This window comes from Azospirillum endophyticum (assembly GCF_016595245.1).
Taxonomy (GTDB): Bacteria; Pseudomonadota; Alphaproteobacteria; order Azospirillales; family Azospirillaceae; genus Azospirillum; species Azospirillum endophyticum.
This window is the reverse complement of sequence record NZ_JAENHM010000073.1, coordinates 481,433-501,120: the sequence shown is the minus strand read 5'-3', so window position 1 is coordinate 501,120 and position 19,688 is coordinate 481,433. Positions and strand designations below refer to the sequence as shown.

The 19,688-nt window shown below is 67.4% G+C and carries 20 protein-coding genes; 11 read left to right on the top strand and 9 right to left on the bottom strand.

All coding sequences use genetic code 11. The features are described 5' to 3' along the window. Positions 1–26: 26 nt before the first annotated feature. On the top strand, positions 27–1,595 hold the full coding sequence (gene guaA, locus JHL17_RS29260) for a glutamine-hydrolyzing GMP synthase (protein ID WP_200198147.1): 1,569 nt from the start codon (positions 27–29) through the stop codon (positions 1,593–1,595). Positions 1,596–1,749: 154 nt separating this feature from the next. On the opposite strand, the gene JHL17_RS29255 is transcribed toward guaA, so the two are convergent. The 5 genes from JHL17_RS29255 to JHL17_RS29235 form a co-directional block, all read right to left on the bottom strand. Next, the gene (locus JHL17_RS29255; protein ID WP_200198146.1) at positions 1,750–2,394 is read right to left on the bottom strand and encodes a glutathione S-transferase family protein; all 645 of its coding nucleotides are present in this window, start codon (positions 2,392–2,394) and stop codon (positions 1,750–1,752) included. Positions 2,395–2,434: 40 nt separating this feature from the next. Then, entirely contained in the window at positions 2,435–2,980 is a 546-nt protein-coding gene (locus tag JHL17_RS29250) for a VOC family protein (RefSeq protein ID WP_425599658.1), read from the bottom strand. A gap of 4 nt (positions 2,981–2,984) precedes the next feature. Further along, entirely contained in the window at positions 2,985–3,428 is a 444-nt protein-coding gene (locus JHL17_RS29245; protein ID WP_200198145.1) for an SRPBCC family protein, read from the bottom strand. A gap of 1 nt (position 3,429) precedes the next feature. Then, positions 3,430–4,056, bottom strand: a complete 627-nt coding sequence (locus JHL17_RS29240) for a TetR/AcrR family transcriptional regulator (protein WP_200198144.1) — start codon at positions 4,054–4,056, stop codon at positions 3,430–3,432. Between the two features lie 137 nt (positions 4,057–4,193). Then, positions 4,194–5,078, bottom strand: coding sequence for a LysR family transcriptional regulator (locus JHL17_RS29235; RefSeq protein ID WP_345773901.1), 885 nt, complete (start codon positions 5,076–5,078; stop codon positions 4,194–4,196). A 126-nt stretch (positions 5,079–5,204) separates the two neighbouring features. Here JHL17_RS29235 and JHL17_RS29230 point away from each other — a divergent pair, with 126 nt between their 5' ends. Beyond that, the gene (locus JHL17_RS29230) at positions 5,205–6,158 is read left to right on the top strand and encodes an NmrA/HSCARG family protein (RefSeq protein WP_200198142.1); all 954 of its coding nucleotides are present in this window, start codon (positions 5,205–5,207) and stop codon (positions 6,156–6,158) included. A 136-nt stretch (positions 6,159–6,294) separates the two neighbouring features. On the opposite strand, the gene ppk2 is transcribed toward JHL17_RS29230, so the two are convergent. Next, positions 6,295–7,236 (bottom strand): polyphosphate kinase 2, encoded by a 942-nt coding sequence (ppk2, locus tag JHL17_RS29225; RefSeq protein ID WP_200198141.1) that lies wholly within the window; start codon positions 7,234–7,236, stop codon positions 6,295–6,297. Between the two features lie 119 nt (positions 7,237–7,355). Beyond that, entirely contained in the window at positions 7,356–7,895 is a 540-nt protein-coding gene (locus JHL17_RS29220) for a TetR/AcrR family transcriptional regulator (RefSeq protein WP_345773900.1), read from the bottom strand. 136 nt (positions 7,896–8,031) lie between these two features. Between JHL17_RS29220 and JHL17_RS29215 the strand changes: the two genes are divergently transcribed. The 3 genes from JHL17_RS29215 to JHL17_RS29205 are packed head-to-tail and all read left to right on the top strand — an operon-like array spanning position 8,032 to position 10,754. Then, positions 8,032–8,874 carry an alpha/beta fold hydrolase gene (locus tag JHL17_RS29215; protein ID WP_200198140.1) on the top strand — a complete coding sequence of 281 codons (843 nt, stop codon included), beginning with the start codon at positions 8,032–8,034 and terminating at the stop codon, positions 8,872–8,874. Between the two features lie 12 nt (positions 8,875–8,886). Next, positions 8,887–9,759, top strand: a complete 873-nt coding sequence (locus tag JHL17_RS29210; protein WP_200198139.1) for a DMT family transporter — start codon at positions 8,887–8,889, stop codon at positions 9,757–9,759. A gap of 14 nt (positions 9,760–9,773) precedes the next feature. Further along, complete coding sequence (locus tag JHL17_RS29205) at positions 9,774–10,754, top strand: alpha/beta fold hydrolase (RefSeq protein ID WP_200198138.1); 981 nt, start codon at positions 9,774–9,776, stop codon at positions 10,752–10,754. Between the two features lie 25 nt (positions 10,755–10,779). On the opposite strand, the gene JHL17_RS29200 is transcribed toward JHL17_RS29205, so the two are convergent. Further along, positions 10,780–11,691 (bottom strand): LysR family transcriptional regulator, encoded by a 912-nt coding sequence (locus tag JHL17_RS29200; protein ID WP_200198137.1) that lies wholly within the window; start codon positions 11,689–11,691, stop codon positions 10,780–10,782. Between the two features lie 110 nt (positions 11,692–11,801). Here JHL17_RS29200 and JHL17_RS29195 point away from each other — a divergent pair, with 110 nt between their 5' ends. The 4 genes from JHL17_RS29195 to JHL17_RS37355 all read left to right on the top strand — a co-directional run bounded on the left by JHL17_RS29195 (position 11,802) and on the right by JHL17_RS37355 (position 13,430). Continuing rightward, positions 11,802–12,602: a type 1 glutamine amidotransferase domain-containing protein gene (locus JHL17_RS29195; protein ID WP_200198136.1), complete on the top strand. Its 801-nt coding sequence runs from the start codon at positions 11,802–11,804 to the stop codon at positions 12,600–12,602. Positions 12,603–12,688: 86 nt separating this feature from the next. Further along, positions 12,689–13,003, top strand: a complete 315-nt coding sequence (locus tag JHL17_RS29190; RefSeq protein WP_200198135.1) for a putative quinol monooxygenase — start codon at positions 12,689–12,691, stop codon at positions 13,001–13,003. Positions 13,004–13,044: 41 nt separating this feature from the next. After that, entirely contained in the window at positions 13,045–13,188 is a 144-nt protein-coding gene (locus JHL17_RS37360) for a hypothetical protein (RefSeq protein ID WP_247893943.1), read from the top strand. After that, on the top strand, positions 13,185–13,430 hold the full coding sequence (locus JHL17_RS37355) for an aldo/keto reductase (RefSeq protein WP_345773899.1): 246 nt from the start codon (positions 13,185–13,187) through the stop codon (positions 13,428–13,430). Before JHL17_RS37360 ends, JHL17_RS37355 begins: the two co-directional genes overlap by 4 nt. Before the next feature lie 425 nt (positions 13,431–13,855). Here JHL17_RS37355 and JHL17_RS29180 read toward each other — a convergent pair whose 3' ends face one another. Further along, positions 13,856–14,941, bottom strand: a complete 1,086-nt coding sequence (locus JHL17_RS29180) for a lytic transglycosylase domain-containing protein (RefSeq protein WP_345773898.1) — start codon at positions 14,939–14,941, stop codon at positions 13,856–13,858. A gap of 361 nt (positions 14,942–15,302) precedes the next feature. Here JHL17_RS29180 and JHL17_RS29175 point away from each other — a divergent pair, with 361 nt between their 5' ends. Both JHL17_RS29175 and JHL17_RS29170 read left to right on the top strand, forming a co-directional pair. Beyond that, a complete protein-coding gene (locus JHL17_RS29175; RefSeq protein ID WP_200198133.1) occupies positions 15,303–16,529 on the top strand; it encodes an efflux RND transporter periplasmic adaptor subunit in 1,227 nt (408 codons plus the stop codon). A gap of 15 nt (positions 16,530–16,544) precedes the next feature. Then, positions 16,545–19,685 (top strand): efflux RND transporter permease subunit, encoded by a 3,141-nt coding sequence (locus JHL17_RS29170; protein ID WP_200198132.1) that lies wholly within the window; start codon positions 16,545–16,547, stop codon positions 19,683–19,685. The last annotated feature ends 3 nt before the right edge of the window (positions 19,686–19,688 follow it).

Sequence of the window (19,688 nt, the reverse complement as noted above, 5' to 3'; positions counted from 1 at the left end):
GAGTCCCCACGCATCAGGATTCGCCGATGTCCAGCGCCGCCTCCCTTTCCGCCGAACGCGTCCTCATTCTCGATTTCGGGTCGCAGGTCACCCAGCTCATCGCCCGCCGCGTGCGCGAGAGCGGTGTCTACTGCGAGATCCATCCCTTCGGCATGAGCGACGAGCGCATCCGCGCGTATGATCCGAAGGCGATCATCCTGTCCGGCAGCCCGGCCTCCGTCACCGAGGCGAACGGCCCGCGCGCGCCGCAGGCGGTGTTCGACCTGAAGGTTCCGGTGCTGGGGATCTGCTATGGCCAGCAGACCATGTGCCACCAGCTCGGCGGCAACGTCTCCGGCTCCGACCACCGCGAGTTCGGCCGCGCCTTCATCGAGATCAAGGAGCCCTGCGCCCTGTTCGACGGGCTGTGGGACATCGGGTCGAAGGAACAGGTGTGGATGAGCCACGGCGACCGCGTTACCGCGCTGCCGCCCGGCTTCCGCGCCGTGGCGGTCAGCGACGGCGCGCCCTTCGCCGCCATCGCCGACGACAGCCGCCGCCTGTACGGCGTGCAGTTCCACCCGGAGGTGGTCCACACCCCGCATGGCGCCCAGCTGCTGGCGAACTTCGTCCACCGCGTCGCCGGGATCGAGGGCGACTGGACGATGGCTGCCTTCAAGCAACAGGCGATCGAGAAGATCCGCGCCCAGGTCGGCACCGGCAAGGTGATCTGCGGCCTGTCGGGCGGCGTCGACAGCTCGGTCGCCGCGGTGCTGATCCATGAGGCGATCGGCGACCAGCTGACCTGCATCTTCGTCGACACCGGCCTGATGCGCGCCGGCGAGTCGGAAGAGGTGGTTCGCCTGTTCCGCGACCACTACAACATCCCGCTGGTCCACCGCGAGGCGTCGGACCTGTTCCTCGGCAAGCTGGCCGGCGTCACCGACCCGGAGCAGAAGCGCAAGATCATCGGCGGCCTGTTCATCGAGGTCTTCGACGAGGAGAGCCACAAGATCGGCGGCGCCGAGTTCCTGGCCCAGGGCACCCTCTACCCCGACGTGATCGAGAGCGTGTCCTTCACCGGCGGCCCCTCGGTCACCATCAAGTCGCACCACAATGTCGGCGGCCTGCCGGAGCGGATGAAGCTGAAGCTGGTCGAGCCGTTGCGCGAGCTGTTCAAGGACGAGGTCCGGGCCTTGGGCCGAGAGCTCGGCCTGCCCGCCGCCTTCATCGGCCGCCACCCCTTCCCCGGCCCCGGCCTCGCCATCCGCATCCCCGGCGAGATCACCCCGGAAAAGCTGGAGATCCTGCGCAAGGTCGACACGGTCTATCTGGAGGAAATCCGCAACGCCGGCCTCTACGACGCGATCTGGCAGGCCTTCGCCGTACTGCTGCCGGTCCGCACCGTCGGCGTGATGGGCGACGGCCGCACCTACGACCACGTCCTGGCGCTGCGCGCGGTGACCTCGACAGACGGCATGACCGCCGACTGGTACCAGTTCCCGCACGAGTTCCTGGCGCGGGTGTCCAACCGCATCGTCAATGAAGTCCGCGGCGTCAACCGCGTGGTCTACGACATCACCTCGAAGCCGCCCGGCACGATCGAGTGGGAGTGAGGGCAGCAACCGGCGGCAGTGGCGTGGCTCCGGCGGCGGATTTCCGTCGTCGCGCAACGTCACTGCCGTCTATGTCTCGCTCGACGGCTCCGGCCCACAACAGCGCGCATAAGGACAGAACCGCAATGCGCCTGCGCATTCATGGGCCGGTTCGTTATCCGTTTGCGGTGAACACCGCCAATTGGGCGTCGAAAGCACGCTTGTAGGCGGGACGAGCTTCGCCTCGTGCAACATAGGCCGACAGGTTCGGATGGTTGCCGAGCAGGCCCGGCAATTTCAGCCTGAGCAGTACCGACACCATCAACAGATCACCCGCGCTGAATGCGCCGTCGAGCCATTCGGCATCGCCGAGACGGATGGACAACTGCTGCAGTCGGGTGCGAATCCGATCCTCGACCAGCGGCAGCCTCTCGTTGCTCCAGGGCTTGTCGCCTTCCAGAATCCTGGCGTTTACGAGTTCAAGGATCGGCGGCTCGACCGTGTTGAGCGCGGCAAACATCCATGTGATCGCACGGGCCCGCGCCTTCGCATCGTCCGGCAACAGGCCGACATTGCGTTCAGCGATATGGAAGACGATCGCACCCGTCTCGAACAGGGCGAGGTCGCCATCCTCGAAGGTTGGAATCTGTCCGAAGGGATGAAGCGCGAGATGCGTGGGTTCCTTCATCGCGGCGAACGAAATGAGGCGAACCTCATAGGGTTGGCCCACCTCCTCAAGCGCCCAGCGGACGCGTGTATCACGCGCCAAGCCCTTGCCACCGTCGGGTGACCGCTCGAACGCAGTGATCGTGACGGTCATTCCAAGACTCCTGTCATGGCTTGGCGCTTCACACCATCGATCAGGCGCCGACGGCGGCGTCGAGCGCAGCGATATCGATTTTCCGCATGGTCATCATCGCCTCGAAGGCGCGCTTCGCCGCGGCACCGTCAGCCCCCGTCACCAGGTCGAGCAGCCGCCGCGGCGTGACCTGCCAGGAAAAACCCCACCGGTCCTTGCACCAGCCGCAAGCGCTCTCGCTGCCGCCATTGGTGACGATCGCGGTCCAGTAGCGGTCGGTCTCTTCCTGGTTTTCAGTGACGACCATGAAGCTGACCGCTTCGTTCGGCGTGAAGTTCGGTCCGCCGTTCAGCCCCACGAACCGCCGCCCGAGTACCGTGAACTCGACGGTCAATGCGGTGCCTTCGTGCCCACCGGGGAAATCGCCGGGCGCCATGTTGACACGGTCGACGTGGCTGTCCGGAAATGTGGCGGCATAGAAGCTGGCCGCTTCGGCCGCTTGGCCGTGGTCGAACCACAGGCAGGTGACGAGATCAGGCATTTTCTCTCCTCCCAGCTCATCGATTTTTTTACCGGGATCGCGTTCAGTGATCGCGGCGACCGGCACGGACTCACATGGTGATTTCGGGTTCGACCAGTCTGGCGAGCTTCCGCAGGCTTTCCTGCCAGCCGAGATAGCAGGCCTCCGCCGGGATCGCGTCCGGCACGCCGCTCTGTTCGATCGTCATGTCCGTGCCGACCGATACGGCCTTCAAGGTCACGATTACCGTCATCTCGCCAGGCAGGTGAGGGTCATCGAACTTGGTGGTGTAGACGAGCCGTTCACCGGGAACGAGGTCGAGATAGTCGCCCCCGAAAGAATTGCCGTGGCCGGTGGTGAAATTGCGGAACGACATCCGGTGCGTGCCGCCGACCTCCGCGTTCAGTTCGTGCACGGTGCAAACGAAGCCGTAGGGCGGCAACCAGCTGGCGACGGCGTCCGGCTCCACGAATGCCCGATAGACCTTCCCCGGCTTTGCCGTGACGACACGATGCAGACGGATGGTGTTCGGCATGTCAGTTTTCCTTCGGTTCAGGGGATCCGTTGCCGCTGTCCCGGCGGAACAGAAGCCTCAGGTAGCGCCGGAGATGGTCGATGCTGTCGGCGGCGACGGACGCACCGCCCTTCGCCTTGGCGAGCACGAAGGCGCCTTGCAGGACGGCCTGGGTGTGCAGCGCGAGGCTTTCGGCGCTCCAATCGGCGGTCACGCCGTATTTCCGCATGGCTTCCAGGATGTCGGCCTCGAGTGTCCTGGCATGGCCGCCGATGTTGCCGGCACATGCGGCGACGATCTCGGGACGGGTCTCGTAGGCCTCCTGAGTGATCGTGCCGGCGAAGCAGGTGAAATCGGGAAGATCGCCGGCGAGCAGTTCCTTGCGGAAATCCAGGTAAGCGAGCAACCGGTCGAGAGGATCCGCCAGATCATGATAGGGCGCCTGTGCGAACAAGCCGCCGGTCATCGCGTTCCAATGGGCGACGGCCGCGAGCATCAGCTCGTCCTTGCTCTTGAAGTGATGGAAGAAGCTTCCTTTGGTGACACCCGCCTCAGCGCAGAGATCCTCGATCCGCGTTGCCGTATAGCCCTTGGTGCGCACCACCCTCAGCGCCGCATCGAGAAGTCTGGTCTTGGAATCCGGCTGCATTTCGATCACTCGATCACCATACCTACTGGTTGGTTTTGAGTATACCGACTGATCGGTATGGAGTCAAACAGATTGTTTGTTATTCCCGCAATCCGTGCGCACCGGCTACGCCGGTCGGATGGAAAACCCGCAGAACGTCACTGTATGCCGGGGAGCCCCTTGAGGGCGCCGTGGAGAGCGTCGATCAGTGCCCGAATCCGATTGAGACGCGCCCGGCCGGGCACGAAGAGGATGGACAGGGGCACCGGCTCCGGAAGGTAGTCCGGCAGCACCTGCTCGACGGTCCCGGCCTCCAGAAGGTCGTTCACCAGCCAGAGATGGGTGGGCGCGATGCCCCGCCCCATCATGATGGCTTGTCTGGCCGCAAGGCCGTGATCGACCAGAAGGCGATCGGCGACCGGCACGATGGACGGTTCGGAGTTCGCGCGGTGGAGAACCAGCCTGTCGCTGCCGGTCACGTTGCTCATCCTGACGATCGCGTGATGGACAAGCGCGGCGGGCTCGTCCGGGCGTCCGTGCTCGTCCAGATACCCCTTCGACGCGACCAGAATGCGCCGGGAAACGCCGATCTGCTTGCGCTGCATCGAGCTGTCGGAGAGCGTGCCCAGCCTGATCGCCACATCGACCGCGTCCCGCACGAGATCGACCTGAACGTCGGACAGGCGGAAGTCGATGCACACACCGGGATGCCGGTCCTGGAAGGCGAACAGGATGTCGGCGACATGCCGCACGCCCAGCGCGGCCGTGCAGGAAATCCGGACGGTGCCGGTCAGGCGATCCGCCGCGCTGCGCGCGCCATCCGCCGCTTCGTCCACCAGACGCAGGATCGTTCGCGCGTCGTCGAGGTAGCGGGCTCCCTCCGCGGTCAGGGTGATGCGCCGGGTGGTCCGGTTGAGCAGCGTGACGCCGAGCGCCTGCTCCAGTTCCGCGATGTGGCGCGTGACGGTCGATTGTCCGACGCCATGGTCCCGTGCGACGGAGGACAGCGATCCCCGCTCCGCGACGCGAACGAAGCTCCGCATACGTTCGAGCGTGATCGCCGATCTATCCATTTTCCGGAACAATCCTATACGGGGCATCCGCCTACCGAATGGAAGTCGGGCTGCTTAAAGTCAAGGCGTCCTTCTCACCCACAAGTCAGGCCGCCCATGTCACCCAGTCACAAGCCCCTCGTCACCGTCGTCGGCGCATCGAGCAAGCAAGGCCGCAGCGTTGCCGGTACCCTCCTCGACAGCGGACGATACCGGGTACGCGCCCTCACCCGCGACGTCGGATCGGCGGCGGCCGGAACGTTGAAAGGCCGGGGGGCGGAACTGGTCGGCGTGCCGCTCGAACCCGGCCACGAACGGTCGCTCGTCGCCGCGTTCGAGGGCGCCCAAGCGGCGTTCCTCATGACGCCGCCCACCGCGCCGGGCGATACCCGCGAATTCGATCTCGGCTGCGAACTGGCGGACGCCGCAGTCGCTGCCGGGGTCGAGCACATCGTCTTCAGCGGCCTCGAGAATGTCGAGGAGATCACGACCGGAGCGAAGTTCGCTCCTCATTTCACGGACAAGGCAAGAATCGAAAATTACATAAGAACCCTACCCGTCCGAAGCTCATTCGTCTATCTGGCTTTCTTCTATACGAATCTCTTCGAGTATTACATTCCGAGGATGGATGGCGATTCCCTGGTCTTCCCCATCTACCTTCCCGAGGATTTTCGCGCACCGTTCGTCGATCCGACAAGCGCGACCGGCCCCGCCTTGCTCGAAATCCTGGATCACCCGATGGACTATGCCGGCAAGTCGCTCCCGGTCATCGGCGAGATGATCTCGCCGGGGGAAATGGTCGAAACCTTCACCCGCGTCACGGGGAAGGCGGCGAAATATGCGTCCGCCTATCGCCGCTCCGAACTGCTGCATCACTTCCCTCAGTTCGGGTCGAACCCGCTGCTGGTGGATGAACTCCTCGGCATGGCGGAATATGCCGTCGAGTACGGCTATTACCGCAGCGGACGCGACCTGCTGTGGAGCCGCAGGATCGATCCCGGGAGCGTCACCTGGGAGCAGTTCCTGCGGCGGACGGGCTGGCAGGGAGAAGCCCGTTCCTTCGGCGTCTAGATCGGAGCGCGTAAGCCGGCACCGATTTGGCTGTCGATCCGTCAGGCGCAAGGCCGCGGTCTTGCTTTTTCCCGTGGTCGGTCCGAACGGCTCGTCCTGAACCGACCACGGCCCGGCGCATCGACCGGGCCGTTCCTCAATACACCTCGGGCACCCAGTTCTGCTTGGACTTCTTCGGCCGCTGGTAACCGTCGTCGCCCTGTCGCGGCGGCAATTCCAGCTCCACCGGCGCGATGTCCTGGTAGGGGATCTGCCGGAGCAGATGGTGGATGCAGTTCAGCCGCGCCGTCTTCTTGTCGTCGGCGTCGACGATGTGCCACGGCGTCAGCGCCGTGTCGGTGTGCTCCAGCATGACGTCCTTGGCTTTGGAATACTCGACCCAATGCTTGCGGGATTCGAGGTCCATCGGGCTGAGCTTCCAGCGCTTGATCGGATTGTGCATCCGTTCGGTGAAACGCTTTTCCTGCTCCTCGTCGCTGACCGAGAACCAGTATTTGACCAGGATGATGCCCGAACGCACCAGCATCTCCTCGAACACCGGACAGGCGCGCAGGAACTCGCTGTATTCGTCGTCGGTGCAGAAGCCCATGACCCGTTCCACGCCGGCCCGGTTGTACCAGCTGCGGTCGAACAGCACGATCTCCCCCTTGGCGGGAAGCTGCGCCACATAGCGCTGGAAATACCACTGCCCGCGTTCCTTCTCGGTCGGGGTTCCGAGCGCGACGATCCGGCAGACGCGGGGGTTCAGGCTTTCGGTGATGCGCTTGATGACGCCGCCCTTGCCGGCGGCGTCGCGCCCCTCGAACAGCACGCAGACCTTCAGCCCGTTGACCCGGACCCACTCCTGCAACTTGATCAGCTCGAACTGCAGCCGGGCCAGCTCATCGACATATTTGACCTTCCGACCCTCCTTCGGCGGTTCCGCGCCGCCAAGATCGTGCCAGTGAGCCTCGATGGCCGCAGTCTCCTTGGCATCGCGCAGAACCTCGCCGCCGGTCGACGGCACGCCGAGCCCGAGCTCCTTGAGCTTCTGCGGCTTCGGCGCCTTCCGCTTCTTCTTCGGCTTGTCCTCGTCCATCGCTGCGCCCCCTTGCCTGTCGCTTTCCCAGGACCCAACGCTAGGAGAAGCGGATGCGGCGGGCAACCACCTGTGCGGGCACTGCGACGAAATACGCGGGCATCGCGGCCCCGGTCCGTTCAGCCCCCGTCGTAACGACGGCGGATGTCGTCGACGATGGTGTCGGCCATCGCCTGCAGCTCCTGCTTGCCGACTCCGTCACGGCTCTGGACCGCGATCCCCTGCATCACCGTCAGAAGATACCGGGCCAGCGCATGGCTGGAAGCGCTGTCGAGCCATCGGGAAAAGATGCGCGCAGCCTCCTCGAACATCGCCTGCCGCCGCGCCGCGAGGTCGTGGGCGATGTCCGCGTGGTCGGGGCCGCATTGCACCATGCCGACGGACACCATGCAGCCGCCCTCGCCTGCCGGGTCGGTCGCGAACTCGATGGCGCGGCGCAGCAAAGCCTCGGCCGTGGCGCTCGGCGTCTCCCCCGGCACGAGGGTGTTGAGGGCGCCGGGCAGATCGCCATAACGGTCCAGCGCCTCCCGGTACAGCTCGGCCTTGCTGCCGAAGGCCGCATAGAGGCTGGGCGGCGCGATGCCGATCGCCGTCGTGAGGTCGCTGATCGACACGCCCTCGTAGCCGTGCCGCCAGAACAACCGCATCGCGGTCGCCACCGCCTCGTTCCGATCGAACGTCCGGGGGCCGCCTCGTCGTGTCCGCTTCACCTTATCCATAGCGATCACTAAAAACTCATTGACAGGAAAAGGCAAGCGGTTAACGTTTAGCGATCGATACACACAAGGAGCCGACATGCCTCTTCCCGCAGCATCCGGAGAGTTCACGGTCAGGACCCGCGATGGCCTGACCTTGGCCGCGTCCCGCCATGGCGCGGCGGCAGGCCCCGAAATCATCCTCATCCACGGCCTCGGCCAGAGCCGCCTCAGCTGGTCGCGGCAACTGACCGGCACGCTGGCGGAGACCTGCCGGATCGTCAGCTACGACCTGAGAGGGCACGGCGATTCCTCGAAACCGGCGGACATCGCCGCCTATGCCGATCCCGCGCTCTGGGCGGACGACCTTCATGCCGTCATCGAGGCATCCGGTTTCGCCCGCCCGATCCTGGCCGGCTGGTCGCTCGGCGGGCTGATCGCCGGCTATTACCTCAGGAAATACGGCCTCAGGAAAAATGGTCGGGACCGTGTCGGCGGCGTCAATCTCGTCGGCGCCGTCACGAAGCTGGCGCCGGAACTGCTCGGACCGGCGGCGCTCGCCCATGTCGAACTGCTGGGCTCCGCGGATCTCGCCGTCCGGAGCGACGCCTACGCGACCTTCCTTGCCGCCTGCTTCGCAACCCCGCCCGACGACGCCGAATTTCGCCGGATGCTGGTGTTCAACGGCATGGTGCCGCGCGAAGTGCAGCTCGCCATTCCCAGTCTCGACAGCGACGGGCTCGACGAGGTCTGGGCCGCCGTCCCGAAACTGCTGGTCACCTGGGGCGACCAGGAGCGCCACACCCGGCTGGAGATGTCGCAACGCGTGCTCGACCTCAACCCGGCGGCGACGCTCTCGATCTTCGAAGGGGCGGCGCATGCGCCGTTCTACGAATGCCCGGAACGCTTCAATCGCGAACTGGCCGCATTCGCCCACGCCTGACGGGAGGACATGATGTCCATCCTCGAAATCGGTGCGGCATTGCTGGTCGCCCTGCTGTGGGGCGTGCAATTCGTCACCAGCAAATATGGGGTGGAGGCCTTCCCGCCCCTGTTCTTCGTCACCCTGCGCTTCGCCCTGGTCGCACTGTTGCTGCTGCCCTTCACCCGACGGCCGTCACGCCGGGAGATCGCGGCATCGGCGCTCATCTCCGTCTTCTTCGGCGGCCTGTGCTTCGGGCTCTTCTTCACCGGCCTGCATCTCGGCGCGGTCGGACTCTCGGCCGTCATCGTGCAGCTCACCGCCCCCTTCACCGTGCTGATAGCATGGCCGATGCTGGGGGAGCGCCCGCCGGCCCGCGTCGCCCTCGGATTGGCCATCGCCTTCGCCGGCGTCGCCCTGGCGATGGCGAATCCCGGCGAACCGATGCCCCCGATTGCGGCCCTTCTGGTTGCCGCCGGCTCCGCGGCGCAGGCGTTCGGCAACGTGCTGATCAAGCGTCTGGGACCTTTGGAACCGTTGCGCCTCATCGGCTGGCTGTCGCTCTTCACCGTTCCCCAGGTCGGGCTGGCCTCCTGGCTGCTGGAGTGGGGACAGATCGCGGCACTCCGCGCCGCCGACCTCCCGGCATGGCTCTCCCTCGGCTATGCGGTGCTGTTCGGCGCCATTCTGGCCTTCTGCCTGTGGTTCTGGCTCATCGAAAGGGTTTCGCTGGCACGGGCCGGGCCCTTCGCCCTGCTTCAGACCGTCTTCGCGATCCTCGCCGCCATCGTCTTCCTCGGCGAGAGGGCGACGATGCCGCTCATGATCGGCGCCGCGATCTGCATCGCCGGCGTCATCCTGACGCAGTCGGCCTCGCCCGCCAGGCCGCATCCGAAGCCTTCATGAGAAAGCCCACGCACATGAATGAGCATAGGGACGATAGCGTCCAATCCGCCGGGGCGGCGTTCTTTCCGGAATTCCGGCCGATCGACCTGAAGGCCGGGGGCGTCGGCTTTTCCGGTGCGACCGGCGGCACCGGGCCGGCCGTCCTCCTCCTGCACGGCTACCCGCAGACCCACATCGCCTGGCGCAGGATCGCTCCCGAATTGGCCCGGGACTTCACGCTCGTCATCCCCGACCTGCCCGGCTACGGCGCCAGCAGGCCGGACAGGATGGCGCCGCGTTGGACCAAGCGGCGCGTCGGCACGGCGCTGGTCGCGCTCATGGAGCGGCTGGGCCATGGCCGCTTCGCCGTCGTCGGCCATGATCGCGGCGCCCGGGCGGGCTACAGGCTGGCGCTCGACCATCCCGATCGCGTGACCGCCTATGCCTCCCTCACCGTAATCCCCACCCTCGATGCGATGACGGCGATCGATTATCGCATCGCCGCGAAGGCCTTCCACTGGTTCTTCCTGTCCCAGGAGGCGGATTTGCCCGAACGCCTGCTGGCGGGGGCGCCCGATGCGTTCATCGACGCCGCGCTGGCGAGGATGGCCGGCGGGCTGGAGACCATCGAACCGGCGGCCCTCGACGCCTATCGCGCGGCCTTCCGCGATCCGGCGGTCCGCCATGCGATCTGCGAGGACTACCGGGCGGCGCTGGACGAAGATCTCGCCCAGGACCGGGAAGACGCCGCCTCGGGCCGAAAGCTGCGATGCCCCGTGCATGTCCTGTGGCCTTCGAAGGACTGGCCGGGCGCCGAAGCGAAACCGTCCCCTGGAAATCCGGCCGTCCGGAACCCGATCACCATCTGGTCCCGATGGGCCGACCAGGTGGACGGAACACCGACGAGCGGCGGGCATCTTCAGCCGGAAGACGCTTCCGATGAGGTCTTGCGCTCCCTGAAGCCGTTCCTGTTGGCGAACGCGGGCACCCAGGCCTGCGGCGAGCCGAATTCCTGACCGGACGGCCGCTCCAACGGGGCGCCTACCCCGGCGCCCCACCCAACTCCCGAGCCACCTCGGCGACCAACCCGCGCAGCCAGCGGTGCGCGGCATCGTGGCGGTAGCGGACATGCCAGGCCATCTCGACCGGAAAGGTGCCGAGATCGGCGGGCGCCGGCAGCACCTTGACCCGCGGATCCTGCGCCAGCCGCCGGCAGATCAGCCGGGGCAAAGTCGCGATGTGATCGGTGACCGCGATCATCTCGGCGACGGCAAAGAAATTGGTGACCGAGATCGCCACGTCGCGCCGCAGGCTTTGCTGCGCCAGGGCCTGGAACAGCCCTGCCCGCAGGCGGCCCGGCGGCACGATGTTCACGTGGCGCAAACGCTCGAACTGCTCGCGGCTGAGGGTGTCGCCGATCTCGGGATGGCCGGCGCGCACGACGCAGTCGAGCCCCTCGTCCATAAGGTGCTGGACCACGAGATTGTCGGGCGGATCGACGATGCGGCCGACAACCATCGCCGTGGTGCCCGAGATCACGCCGGTCTCGGCCAGGTCGTTGCCGTAGGGCGTGAGCCGCAGCCTGATGCCCGGCGCCACCGCCTGCAGCCGGGCGACGATGGCGGGAACCAGCACGAACTCGACATAGCCGTTGGGCGCGATGGTGAACAGCCGTTCCGCCCGCGCGGGATCGAATTCCTGCTGGCCCAGCACGGCATCGTCGATGGCGGCCAGCGCTTCGGCGATCACCGGCCCCAGGTCGAGCGCCACGGCGGTCGGCTGGATGCCGTAGCGCTCCCGGACGAAAAGTTGGTCCTTCAGCATGAGGCGCAGCCGTGCCAGCGCGTTGGACAGGGCCGGCTGGGTCATGCCGAGCCGTTCGGCCGCACGGGTCACGCTGCGCTCCTCCATCAAGGCGATGAAGATCGGGAGCAGGTTCAGATCGTAGCGCATGACTTATAATGCCAACTGTATATCTAAAATCCAGAAGATAAACTTCTGAAATATGTGAGGCGGGCGTATCTCCTGACTCGTCCAGCGGGGACGCAACCAAGGAGGCTCACATGACCAAGGGCAAAGTGCTGGTGATCGGCTCCAACGCCACCCGGATCGAGGTCAAGGGCGGCGGCTGGGCCGCAACCGGGCAGTATCTCAATGAAACCGTCGTTCCCGCCATGGCGGTGATCGACGCGGGCTACGAGGTCGTGCTCGCCACGCCCGACGGGACGCGGCCGACGATCGACCCGGCCTCTGAGTCGGCCGACCATTTCGACGGCGACGCGGACGCCTATGCCCGTGCCAGGGCCTTCTGGGCCGAACACCCGGCGATGTCCGAAATCCGCACCCTGCGCTCGGTCATCGAGGAGGGGCTGGAGCATTATGCCGGCGTGTTCGTGCCCGGCGGGCAGGCCCCGGTCGTCGACCTGATGCAGGACGCCGAACTGGGCAGGATCCTGCGCCACTTCCACGACGCCGCCAAGCCGACCGCTCTGCTGTGCCACGGTCCGGTCGCCGTCGTCTCGGCGATGCCGCATGCCCGCGAATTCCGCGCGGCGCTGATCGCCGGCGACGGCGAGAAGGCAAGGGAATGGGCTCGGGGCTGGCAATATGAGGGCTATCGCATGACCGTCTTCTCCGCCAGCGAGGAGAAGGTCGTCGAAGACCACATCCTGCATGCCCAGCTTCATTTCGACATGCCATCGGCGCTGACGGCGGCAGGAGGTTCGGTGGCGGCGACCGACGTCGATTTCCAGCCCCACATCGTCATCGACCGCGAACTCATCACCGGCCAGAATCCACGCTCGGACCATCCGATCGCCAAGGCCTTCGTCGAGGCGCTCGACCGGTCGACCACCGCCGCATGAGAACGCGCAAGACCGGCGGGGCGCTGCGCATGCACCCCGCCGGCCACGCCACGCGACCAGACATCCGCCGACACGGAGTTCGATCCATGACCAGTCAGGGTAACGCGACCAGTCACGTCAAGATCATGGCGGTCCTCACCGCCAAACCGGGCAAGGCCGAAGAGTTGCAGGCACTGCTCGACGGCATGCTGGCCCCCAGCCGGGCCGAACCGGGCAACCTCCGCTACGACCTGTGGCGGGAGCAGGGCAACGCGAACCGCTTCGTGCTCGACGAGCTCTACGTCGATGCAGCGGCCGTGGCGGCCCACCGTGAGACGCCGCATTTCCGCGACTATCTCGGCCGCATCGCCGATGTCGCCGAGCGGAGCGCCCTGCTGCTCGATCCCGTCCAGGTCGCCTGACGCCGTCCGTCCACCGCCCGAACTCAGGAAAGGAACAGACCATGGCACTCAAGGATATCCTGCCCGGCAAGCTGGGCTTCGGCGCCGCTCCGCTCGGCGACATGGTCCGCGCCATCCCCGGGGAGGAGGCGCTGGCGACAATCGAGGCGGCCTGGAAAGACGATATGCGCCCGCGACCCCGGTGATCCTCGACAAGGTCGCCCGGATCAAGGCGATCGCCGATCGTCACGGCATCGGCATGAAGGCCGCCGGACTCCGGTTCGCGCTCGCGAACCCCGCGGTCGCGGCGGTCATCCCCGGCGCCAGCCGGCCGGACCGCATCGCCGAGGATCGCGCTGCGCTGGAGGAGCGTGTGCCTGCCGATTTCCGGCAAGAACTGCGTGCGGCGGGGCTCGTGCATCCCGAAGCCCCGCTTCCCGCCAAGTGAGGGAAGAAGCGGGGGACGGAGGCGGAAAACCGCTCTCTTTCTCCCGTTCGGGAGCGCGCAGTCGATCCCGCCGCCGATCTCAAAACAGCGACTCGACCGCCTGCATCTTGGGGAGGCGTCGTCTGCCGCGCTGCGGCTTGGGCATGGGGGGGAGCAAGCCCTCCCGCCTCGCGCACATGTCATGCCAGACGAACCCTGGTCTTTCCGGGGTCCAGTACATGGGCTCGCCGAGCAGAACCTCTTCGCCACAACAGGCGCAGGGCGGATATGGGCTGGATGTATGTGCGGGCCGGTCCATTCCACCGTTATGCCAGTCGCCAAGCGATCCGTAAGTGATGCGGATCAATTCCGGCCGCAAGGGCGAAAAAATCGACCGGCCCGAAGCGGGCGGAGCGGGGGCGACAGCCTCCCGCCGCCCTCCTTCCCTAGCGGGCGTCCGCCAGCGTGACGCAGGCGCGGTCGCGGCCGGCAAGGCTGCCGCAGCCGTCGGCGCGCTGGGAAACGAAACGCATCACCACGCGCTCCCCCTTGCCCACGGATTGCGGAGGAAGCAGCGCCTCGGCGACCTGGGTGGTGAATTGCGGGTTGACCCGGTGGGTCGGGGAAGCCGAATCGAGGCTGGCGACCTGGATCGGCTTGGACACCGCGGGTGCCGGCGCGGGCAGAGACGCCACAGCGACCGGGGCCGGCAGCGGGGCACGGGCCGGGACCGGAGCCTGTTCGACGACCTTGGGCTCGGCCGGACGGGGCTCCATCCGCCGCGGTTCGACGGCGCGGGATTCGGGGGCGCGGGACGGCGCCGGCTCTGCGGAGGCGACGACGACCGGAGCCGGCTCGGACCGCTGCGGAGCCGGAACCGGCGGCCGGCCGCCGGCCGGCTTCGGCGCGTCGCCGGGCACCACCGCGACCTCGATGGCGGAAGCACCGGCCGCCTGCGACGGCTCGCGCGGGCCGGTGCCGCGCAGCACCGGGGTCAGGGCGGCCAGATACAGCTTGGTCTCGCGCGGCAGCCGCTGCTTGCCGGCCAGATGCTGGGCATAGCAGGCGGGGCCGCAATTGTAGGCGGCCAGGAAACCGGGCGCGCCGAACAGGTCGTACATCTCGCGCAGATACGCGGTGCCGGCCATGATGTTGTCATGCGGGTCGGACGGATCGGATCCGAGGCCGTACTGCGTCCGCATCAGCTCATAGGTGCCGGGCATCACCTGCATCAGGCCGATGGCCCCGGCGGAGCTGGTCAGCACCTTGCCGCTGTTCGTGGTCGCACGGCCATTGCTCTCGCGCATCATCACCGCGCGGATCCATTTCTCCGGCATGTCGTATTTCTGGGAAGCCTCGCGGATGTGCGGGACCCAGCGCGACAGCGGATCATTGGGATCCGGGACATAGGCGGCTTCGACCGACGGAGCCGTCTGCACCTGCGGCGCGTCGGAAGCGCAGCCGGCCAGACCGAGAGCAAGGCACAGCAGTGCTCCGGCGGCGTGGATCGTCGCGAGGTGTCGTTTGACCACGAGGGGATTTCCGTGCTGTTGGCGCAGGCGGGACAAGAGATGGATCGCTTTTCAATGTATAGCCCACGCCTGTCAAGCGACATCACGGCCGTTTGCCGATTCCTGTCCCGAAGATGCCTTAAAGTTGCCCGAATTATCTCTTGTGAAAAAGTCGACAATTAGGATTTTGGGCAAATACCGCTATGCCGATCTTCCCTGTCCGTTTGGACAGGACGCTCCCGTCACAAGGCGCGACAATGGGAACCTTGACGGAACATCCACGCCATCCTTAATGGAGTGCGCCCCTTGGGCGAACGCGGCGGCCGGGCCTTCAACCGATGCCGCCTCACCCCGACGGGCCGGCCGAACTGGATCGACGAACATGAACGCCCCGCAACGGACCGTCCCGCCGGCCCCGCAGCCCCTTCCCTCCCAGCGGCCGGCGCCGGGCGTCGCCCCTCCTCCACCCCGTCCGCGGCGGCGGTTCGGCAGGCTGCTGGCGGTCCTGCTGGTGCTGCTGCTGGCCGGCGGCGGGATCGTCCTGTGGCGTGCCCGCAGCCCGGCGGCCCCGCTCCCCGCCCCGACCGTCCCCGCAGCCGAACGGCCGGTCGAGCTGACGGCCCTGGAAGTGACGGCGGTCGCCCCCCGCGCGCTGACCGAGACGGTGCGGCTCAGCGGTTCCGTCTCGCCGATGGAGCAGTCGGCGGTGAAGGCGGAGGTTGCGGCGCGGCTGGCCGAGGTGCCGGTGCGCGAAGGCCAGCCGGTCCGCCGCAGCGACGTGCTGGCCCGGTTCGACACGGTCGAACTGACGGCCCGCCTGAACGAGAAGCAGGCCAACCTGGAAGGTGCCCGCGCCCAGCTGGTGCTCGCCGAAAAGACGCTGGCCAAGAACCGCACGCTGAACCGCAGCAACATCGTCTCCGACACCAGCCTGGATCAGGCGGAAAGCAGCTTCGGCTTCCAGCGCGCCCAGGTCGACGCGTTGGCAGCCCAGGTGGAGCTGGCGCGCAAGGCCTTGCGCGATGCGGTGGTGGTCAGCCCGATCGACGGGATGGTCGCCATCCGCTCGGTCAATCCGGGGGAGACGCTGGCGGTGAACGCCGCGATGTTCACCATCGTCGACCTGTCGCGGGTGGAGGTCGAGGCGACCGTCCCGGCGGAAGCCGTGGCGCGGCTCGCCGTCGGCCAGACCGCCGCCCTGCGGGTGGAGGGCTTCGGCGAGCGGGAGTTCGCCGGCCGCGTCGCCCGCATCAACCCGATGGCACGGGCGGGTTCGCGGGCCATTCCGGTCTATGTGACGATCGACAACAGGGATGGGGCGCTGCGCGGCGGCATGTTCGCCGGCGGCGAGGTCCTAGTGGCGCAGGCATCGAACGCCATCGCCGTGCCGCCGGTCGCCGTGCGCCATGACGACCAGGGCGACTTCGTCCTGGTCGTCGCCGATGGCCGCACCCTGCGCCGGCCGGTGACCCGGGCGGCGTCCTGGGCGCGCGGCGACCTCGTGCAGGTGGACGGGCTGGCGCCGGGCGACCGGGTCGTCACCGGCAACCTGCCCGGCCTGACCGCCGGCCGGCCCGTCACGGTCGCCGGCGGCGGCACCGGCTCCTGACCCCGGGACACTCTTATGCCGATCACCCGCATCAGCGTCGACAATCCGGTCTTCGCCACCATGATGATGGTGGCGCTGATGGTGCTCGGCCTCTTCTCCTACAACCGGCTGGGTGTCGACCTGTTTCCCGACGTCGATTTTCCGGTGGTGGTGGTCAGCACCGCCTATCCCGGCGCCAGCCCGGAGACGGTGGAGACCGACATCACCAGGCCCGTTGAGGATGCGATCAACACCATCGCCGGCATCAAGACGCTGACCTCGCGCTCCTACGAGGGCCAGTCGGTGGTGATCGCCGAGTTCGATTTGAAGACCTCGTCGGTCCAGGCCTTGCAGGACGTGCGCGAGAAGGTCTCGGCCATCCGCGCGGCCTTCCGCGACGAGGTGAAGGATCCGCAGATCACCCGCTTCAACCCGGACGACCAGCCGATCCTGTCCATCGCCGTCACCTCCGACCTGCGGCCGTTGCGTGACCTCACCACGCTCACCGACCAGATCATCCTGAAGCGGTTACAGAATGTCCGCGGCGTCGGCAAGGCCACCATCGTCGGCGGGGTCAAGCGCCAGATCCTGGTGCGCCTGAAGCCGGAGAAGCTGGAGGCGCTGACTGTCGGCGTCGACGAGGTGATCGCCACCGTCACCGGCGAGAACCAGGACGTGCCCGCCGGCACCGTCACCGGCCAGGGGCGGGAACGCGTGGTGCAGGTGGAGGGACGCGTGCGCAACCCGCGCGACCTGCTGGACCTGATCGTCGCCCGCCGCGGCAGCAGCCCGGTGCGGCTGGGTCAGGTCGCCGAGGTGATCGACGGCCAGGAGGAGCAGGATTCCGCGGCGCTGCTGAACGGCAACCCGGCGCTGGCGGTCGATGTGGTGAAGGTCCAGGGCGCCAACACGGTGGAGGTCGCCCGCGGCCTGCATGCGGCGATCCAGGATCTGCGGACCAACGGCTCGCTGCCGGCGGACGTGACGCTGGCGGTGGTGCGCGACAGCTCCCGCGGCATCACCAACTCGCTCAGCAACGTGCAGGAAACGCTGGTCGAAGGCGGCATCCTGACCATCCTGATCGTCATGGTCTTCCTCGGATCCTGGCGCAGCACGGTCATCACCGCGCTGACCCTGCCGGTCGCCGTGCTCGGCACCTTCGGCATGCTGGCGGCGATGGGCTTCACGCTGAACATGATGACGCTGATGGCGCTGTCGCTCGCCATCGGCATCCTGATCGACGACGCCATCGTCGTGCGCGAGAACATCATGCGCCATCTCGCCCGTGGCCAGGGCCACCGGCAGGCCGCGCTCGACGGCACGGCGGAGATCGGGCTGGCGGTGCTGGCGACCACGCTGACCATCGTCGCTGTCTTCCTGCCGGTCGCTTTCATGGGCGGCATCATCGGCCGCTTCTTCCTCCAGTTCGGCATCACCGTCTCGGCGGCGGTGCTGATCTCGCTGTTCGTGTCCTTCACGCTCGACCCGATGCTGTCCAGCCTGTGGTATGATCCGGCGGCGCATGGCCGCCACGGCCGCTCCGTCTTCGGCCGCTTCGCCGCAGGGTTCGAGCGCGGCTTCGACGCGCTGTCGCAGGGCTATGGCCGGCTGCTGCGCTGGGGCTTGCGCCGGCGCTGGCTGGTGGTGATCGTGGCGCTGGCGATCTTCTTCGGCAGCTTTCTGCTGGTGCCGCGCATCGGCGTGGAGTTCGTTCCGGCGGCCGATCTCGGCGAGCAGATCGTCGAGGTCGAGACCCCCGTCGGATCGTCGCTGGCCGCGACCACCGCCAAGACCCGCCAAGTCGAGGCGGCGATCCGCGAATTCCCGGAGATCGCCTACACCTACAGCACCGTCAACACCGGCGTTTCGGTCGGCCGCAACCGCGGCAGCATCTATCTGCGCTACACCCCGATCGACCAGCGCAGGCGCTCGCCCAACGACCTCGCGCCCCTGCTGCGCGAACGGCTGTCGGCGATCCCCGGCGTCACCATCGGCATCGCCATTCCCGGCGTCGGCGGCGTGCAGAAGCAGATCCAGGTCTCGGTGCAGGGCCGCGACATCGCCGAGCTGGACCGGCTGTCGCAGACGGTCATCGGCACCATGCGCGCCATCCCCGGCTTCGTCGACGTCGACAGCACGCTGAAGGCGGCCAAGCCGACGCTGGCGGTGCGGCTGGAGCGGGATCTCGCCAGCGACCTCGGCATCGGCACCGCCAAGGTGGCCGACACCCTGCGCCCGCTGTTCGCCGGCGACACGGTGTCGAGCTGGAAGGCGCCGGACGGCGAGAGCTACGAGGTGCTGGTCCGGCTGCCGGAGGGCGACCGCGCCGGCCGCGCCGATCTCGACCGCATCTATTTCTCCGGGGGCGTGGATGCCAACGGCACGCCGCGCATGATCCCGCTGTCCCAGGTGGCGGAGGTGACGACGACGCTCGGCGCCTCGCAGATCAACCGGCGCGACCTGCAGCGCGAGGTGAACGTCCAGGCCAACGTGCAGGGCCGCGCCGCCGGCGACGCCGGCCGCGATCTGCAGGCGGCGCTGGCGAAGATCGAACTGCCGCCCGGCTACCGCATCGTCTTCGGCGGCTCGACCAAGGACATCGCGGAGACCAGCGGCTATGCGGCACAGGCGCTGGCGCTCGCCGTCATCCTGATCTACCTGATCCTGGCCTCGCAGTTCGGCAGCTTCCTGCAGCCGCTCGCCATCATGGCCTCGCTGCCGCTCTCGCTGGTCGGCGTGTTCCTGGGGCTGCTGGCGGCGGGATCGACGCTGAACATCTTCAGCGCCATCGGCTTCATCATGCTGATGGGGTTGGTGACCAAGAACGCCATCCTGCTGGTCGATTTCGCCAACCAGGCCCGCAAGCGCGGCGCCGGCCTGCAGGATGCGCTGGTGGAGGCCGGCATCATCCGCCTGCGCCCCATCGTGATGACCACGGCGGCGATGATCTTCGGCATGCTGCCGCTGGCGCTCGGCATCGGCGAGGGCGCGCAGCAGCGGGCACCGATGGCCCATGCGGTGATCGGCGGCCTCTTGTCCTCCACCATCCTGACCCTGCTGGTGGTGCCGGTGGCGCTGACCTATCTCGACGGGCTGTCGCGCCTGATGAAGCGCCGGTTCGCCCATGCCGACCCCGATGCCCGGCAGCACCCGACGGGGCAGCACCCGGCGGAGTGAGCA

What these genes read in the sequence shown, in the direction of transcription:
- JHL17_RS29215 (WP_200198140.1), top strand. Translation starts at nt 8,032, where the DNA reads ATGCCTCTTCCCGCAGCATCCGGAGAGTTCACGGTCAGGACCCGCGAT.
- JHL17_RS29235 (WP_345773901.1), bottom strand. Translation starts at nt 5,078, where the DNA reads ATGCGGAGCTTCGTTCGCGTCGCGGAGCGGGGATCGCTGTCCTCCGTC.
- ppk2 (WP_200198141.1), bottom strand. Translation starts at nt 7,236, where the DNA reads ATGGACGAGGACAAGCCGAAGAAGAAGCGGAAGGCGCCGAAGCCGCAG.
- JHL17_RS29190 (WP_200198135.1), top strand. Translation starts at nt 12,689, where the DNA reads ATGACCAGTCAGGGTAACGCGACCAGTCACGTCAAGATCATGGCGGTC.
- JHL17_RS29210 (WP_200198139.1), top strand. Translation starts at nt 8,887, where the DNA reads ATGTCCATCCTCGAAATCGGTGCGGCATTGCTGGTCGCCCTGCTGTGG.
- JHL17_RS29170 (WP_200198132.1), top strand. Translation starts at nt 16,545, where the DNA reads ATGCCGATCACCCGCATCAGCGTCGACAATCCGGTCTTCGCCACCATG.
- guaA (WP_200198147.1), top strand. Translation starts at nt 27, where the DNA reads ATGTCCAGCGCCGCCTCCCTTTCCGCCGAACGCGTCCTCATTCTCGAT.
- JHL17_RS29230 (WP_200198142.1), top strand. Translation starts at nt 5,205, where the DNA reads ATGTCACCCAGTCACAAGCCCCTCGTCACCGTCGTCGGCGCATCGAGC.
- JHL17_RS29240 (WP_200198144.1), bottom strand. Translation starts at nt 4,056, where the DNA reads ATGCAGCCGGATTCCAAGACCAGACTTCTCGATGCGGCGCTGAGGGTG.
- JHL17_RS29200 (WP_200198137.1), bottom strand. Translation starts at nt 11,691, where the DNA reads ATGCGCTACGATCTGAACCTGCTCCCGATCTTCATCGCCTTGATGGAG.
- JHL17_RS29195 (WP_200198136.1), top strand. Translation starts at nt 11,802, where the DNA reads ATGACCAAGGGCAAAGTGCTGGTGATCGGCTCCAACGCCACCCGGATC.
- JHL17_RS29245 (WP_200198145.1), bottom strand. Translation starts at nt 3,428, where the DNA reads ATGCCGAACACCATCCGTCTGCATCGTGTCGTCACGGCAAAGCCGGGG.
- JHL17_RS29255 (WP_200198146.1), bottom strand. Translation starts at nt 2,394, where the DNA reads ATGACCGTCACGATCACTGCGTTCGAGCGGTCACCCGACGGTGGCAAG.
- JHL17_RS29205 (WP_200198138.1), top strand. Translation starts at nt 9,774, where the DNA reads ATGAATGAGCATAGGGACGATAGCGTCCAATCCGCCGGGGCGGCGTTC.
- JHL17_RS37360 (WP_247893943.1), top strand. Translation starts at nt 13,045, where the DNA reads ATGGCACTCAAGGATATCCTGCCCGGCAAGCTGGGCTTCGGCGCCGCT.
- JHL17_RS29175 (WP_200198133.1), top strand. Translation starts at nt 15,303, where the DNA reads ATGAACGCCCCGCAACGGACCGTCCCGCCGGCCCCGCAGCCCCTTCCC.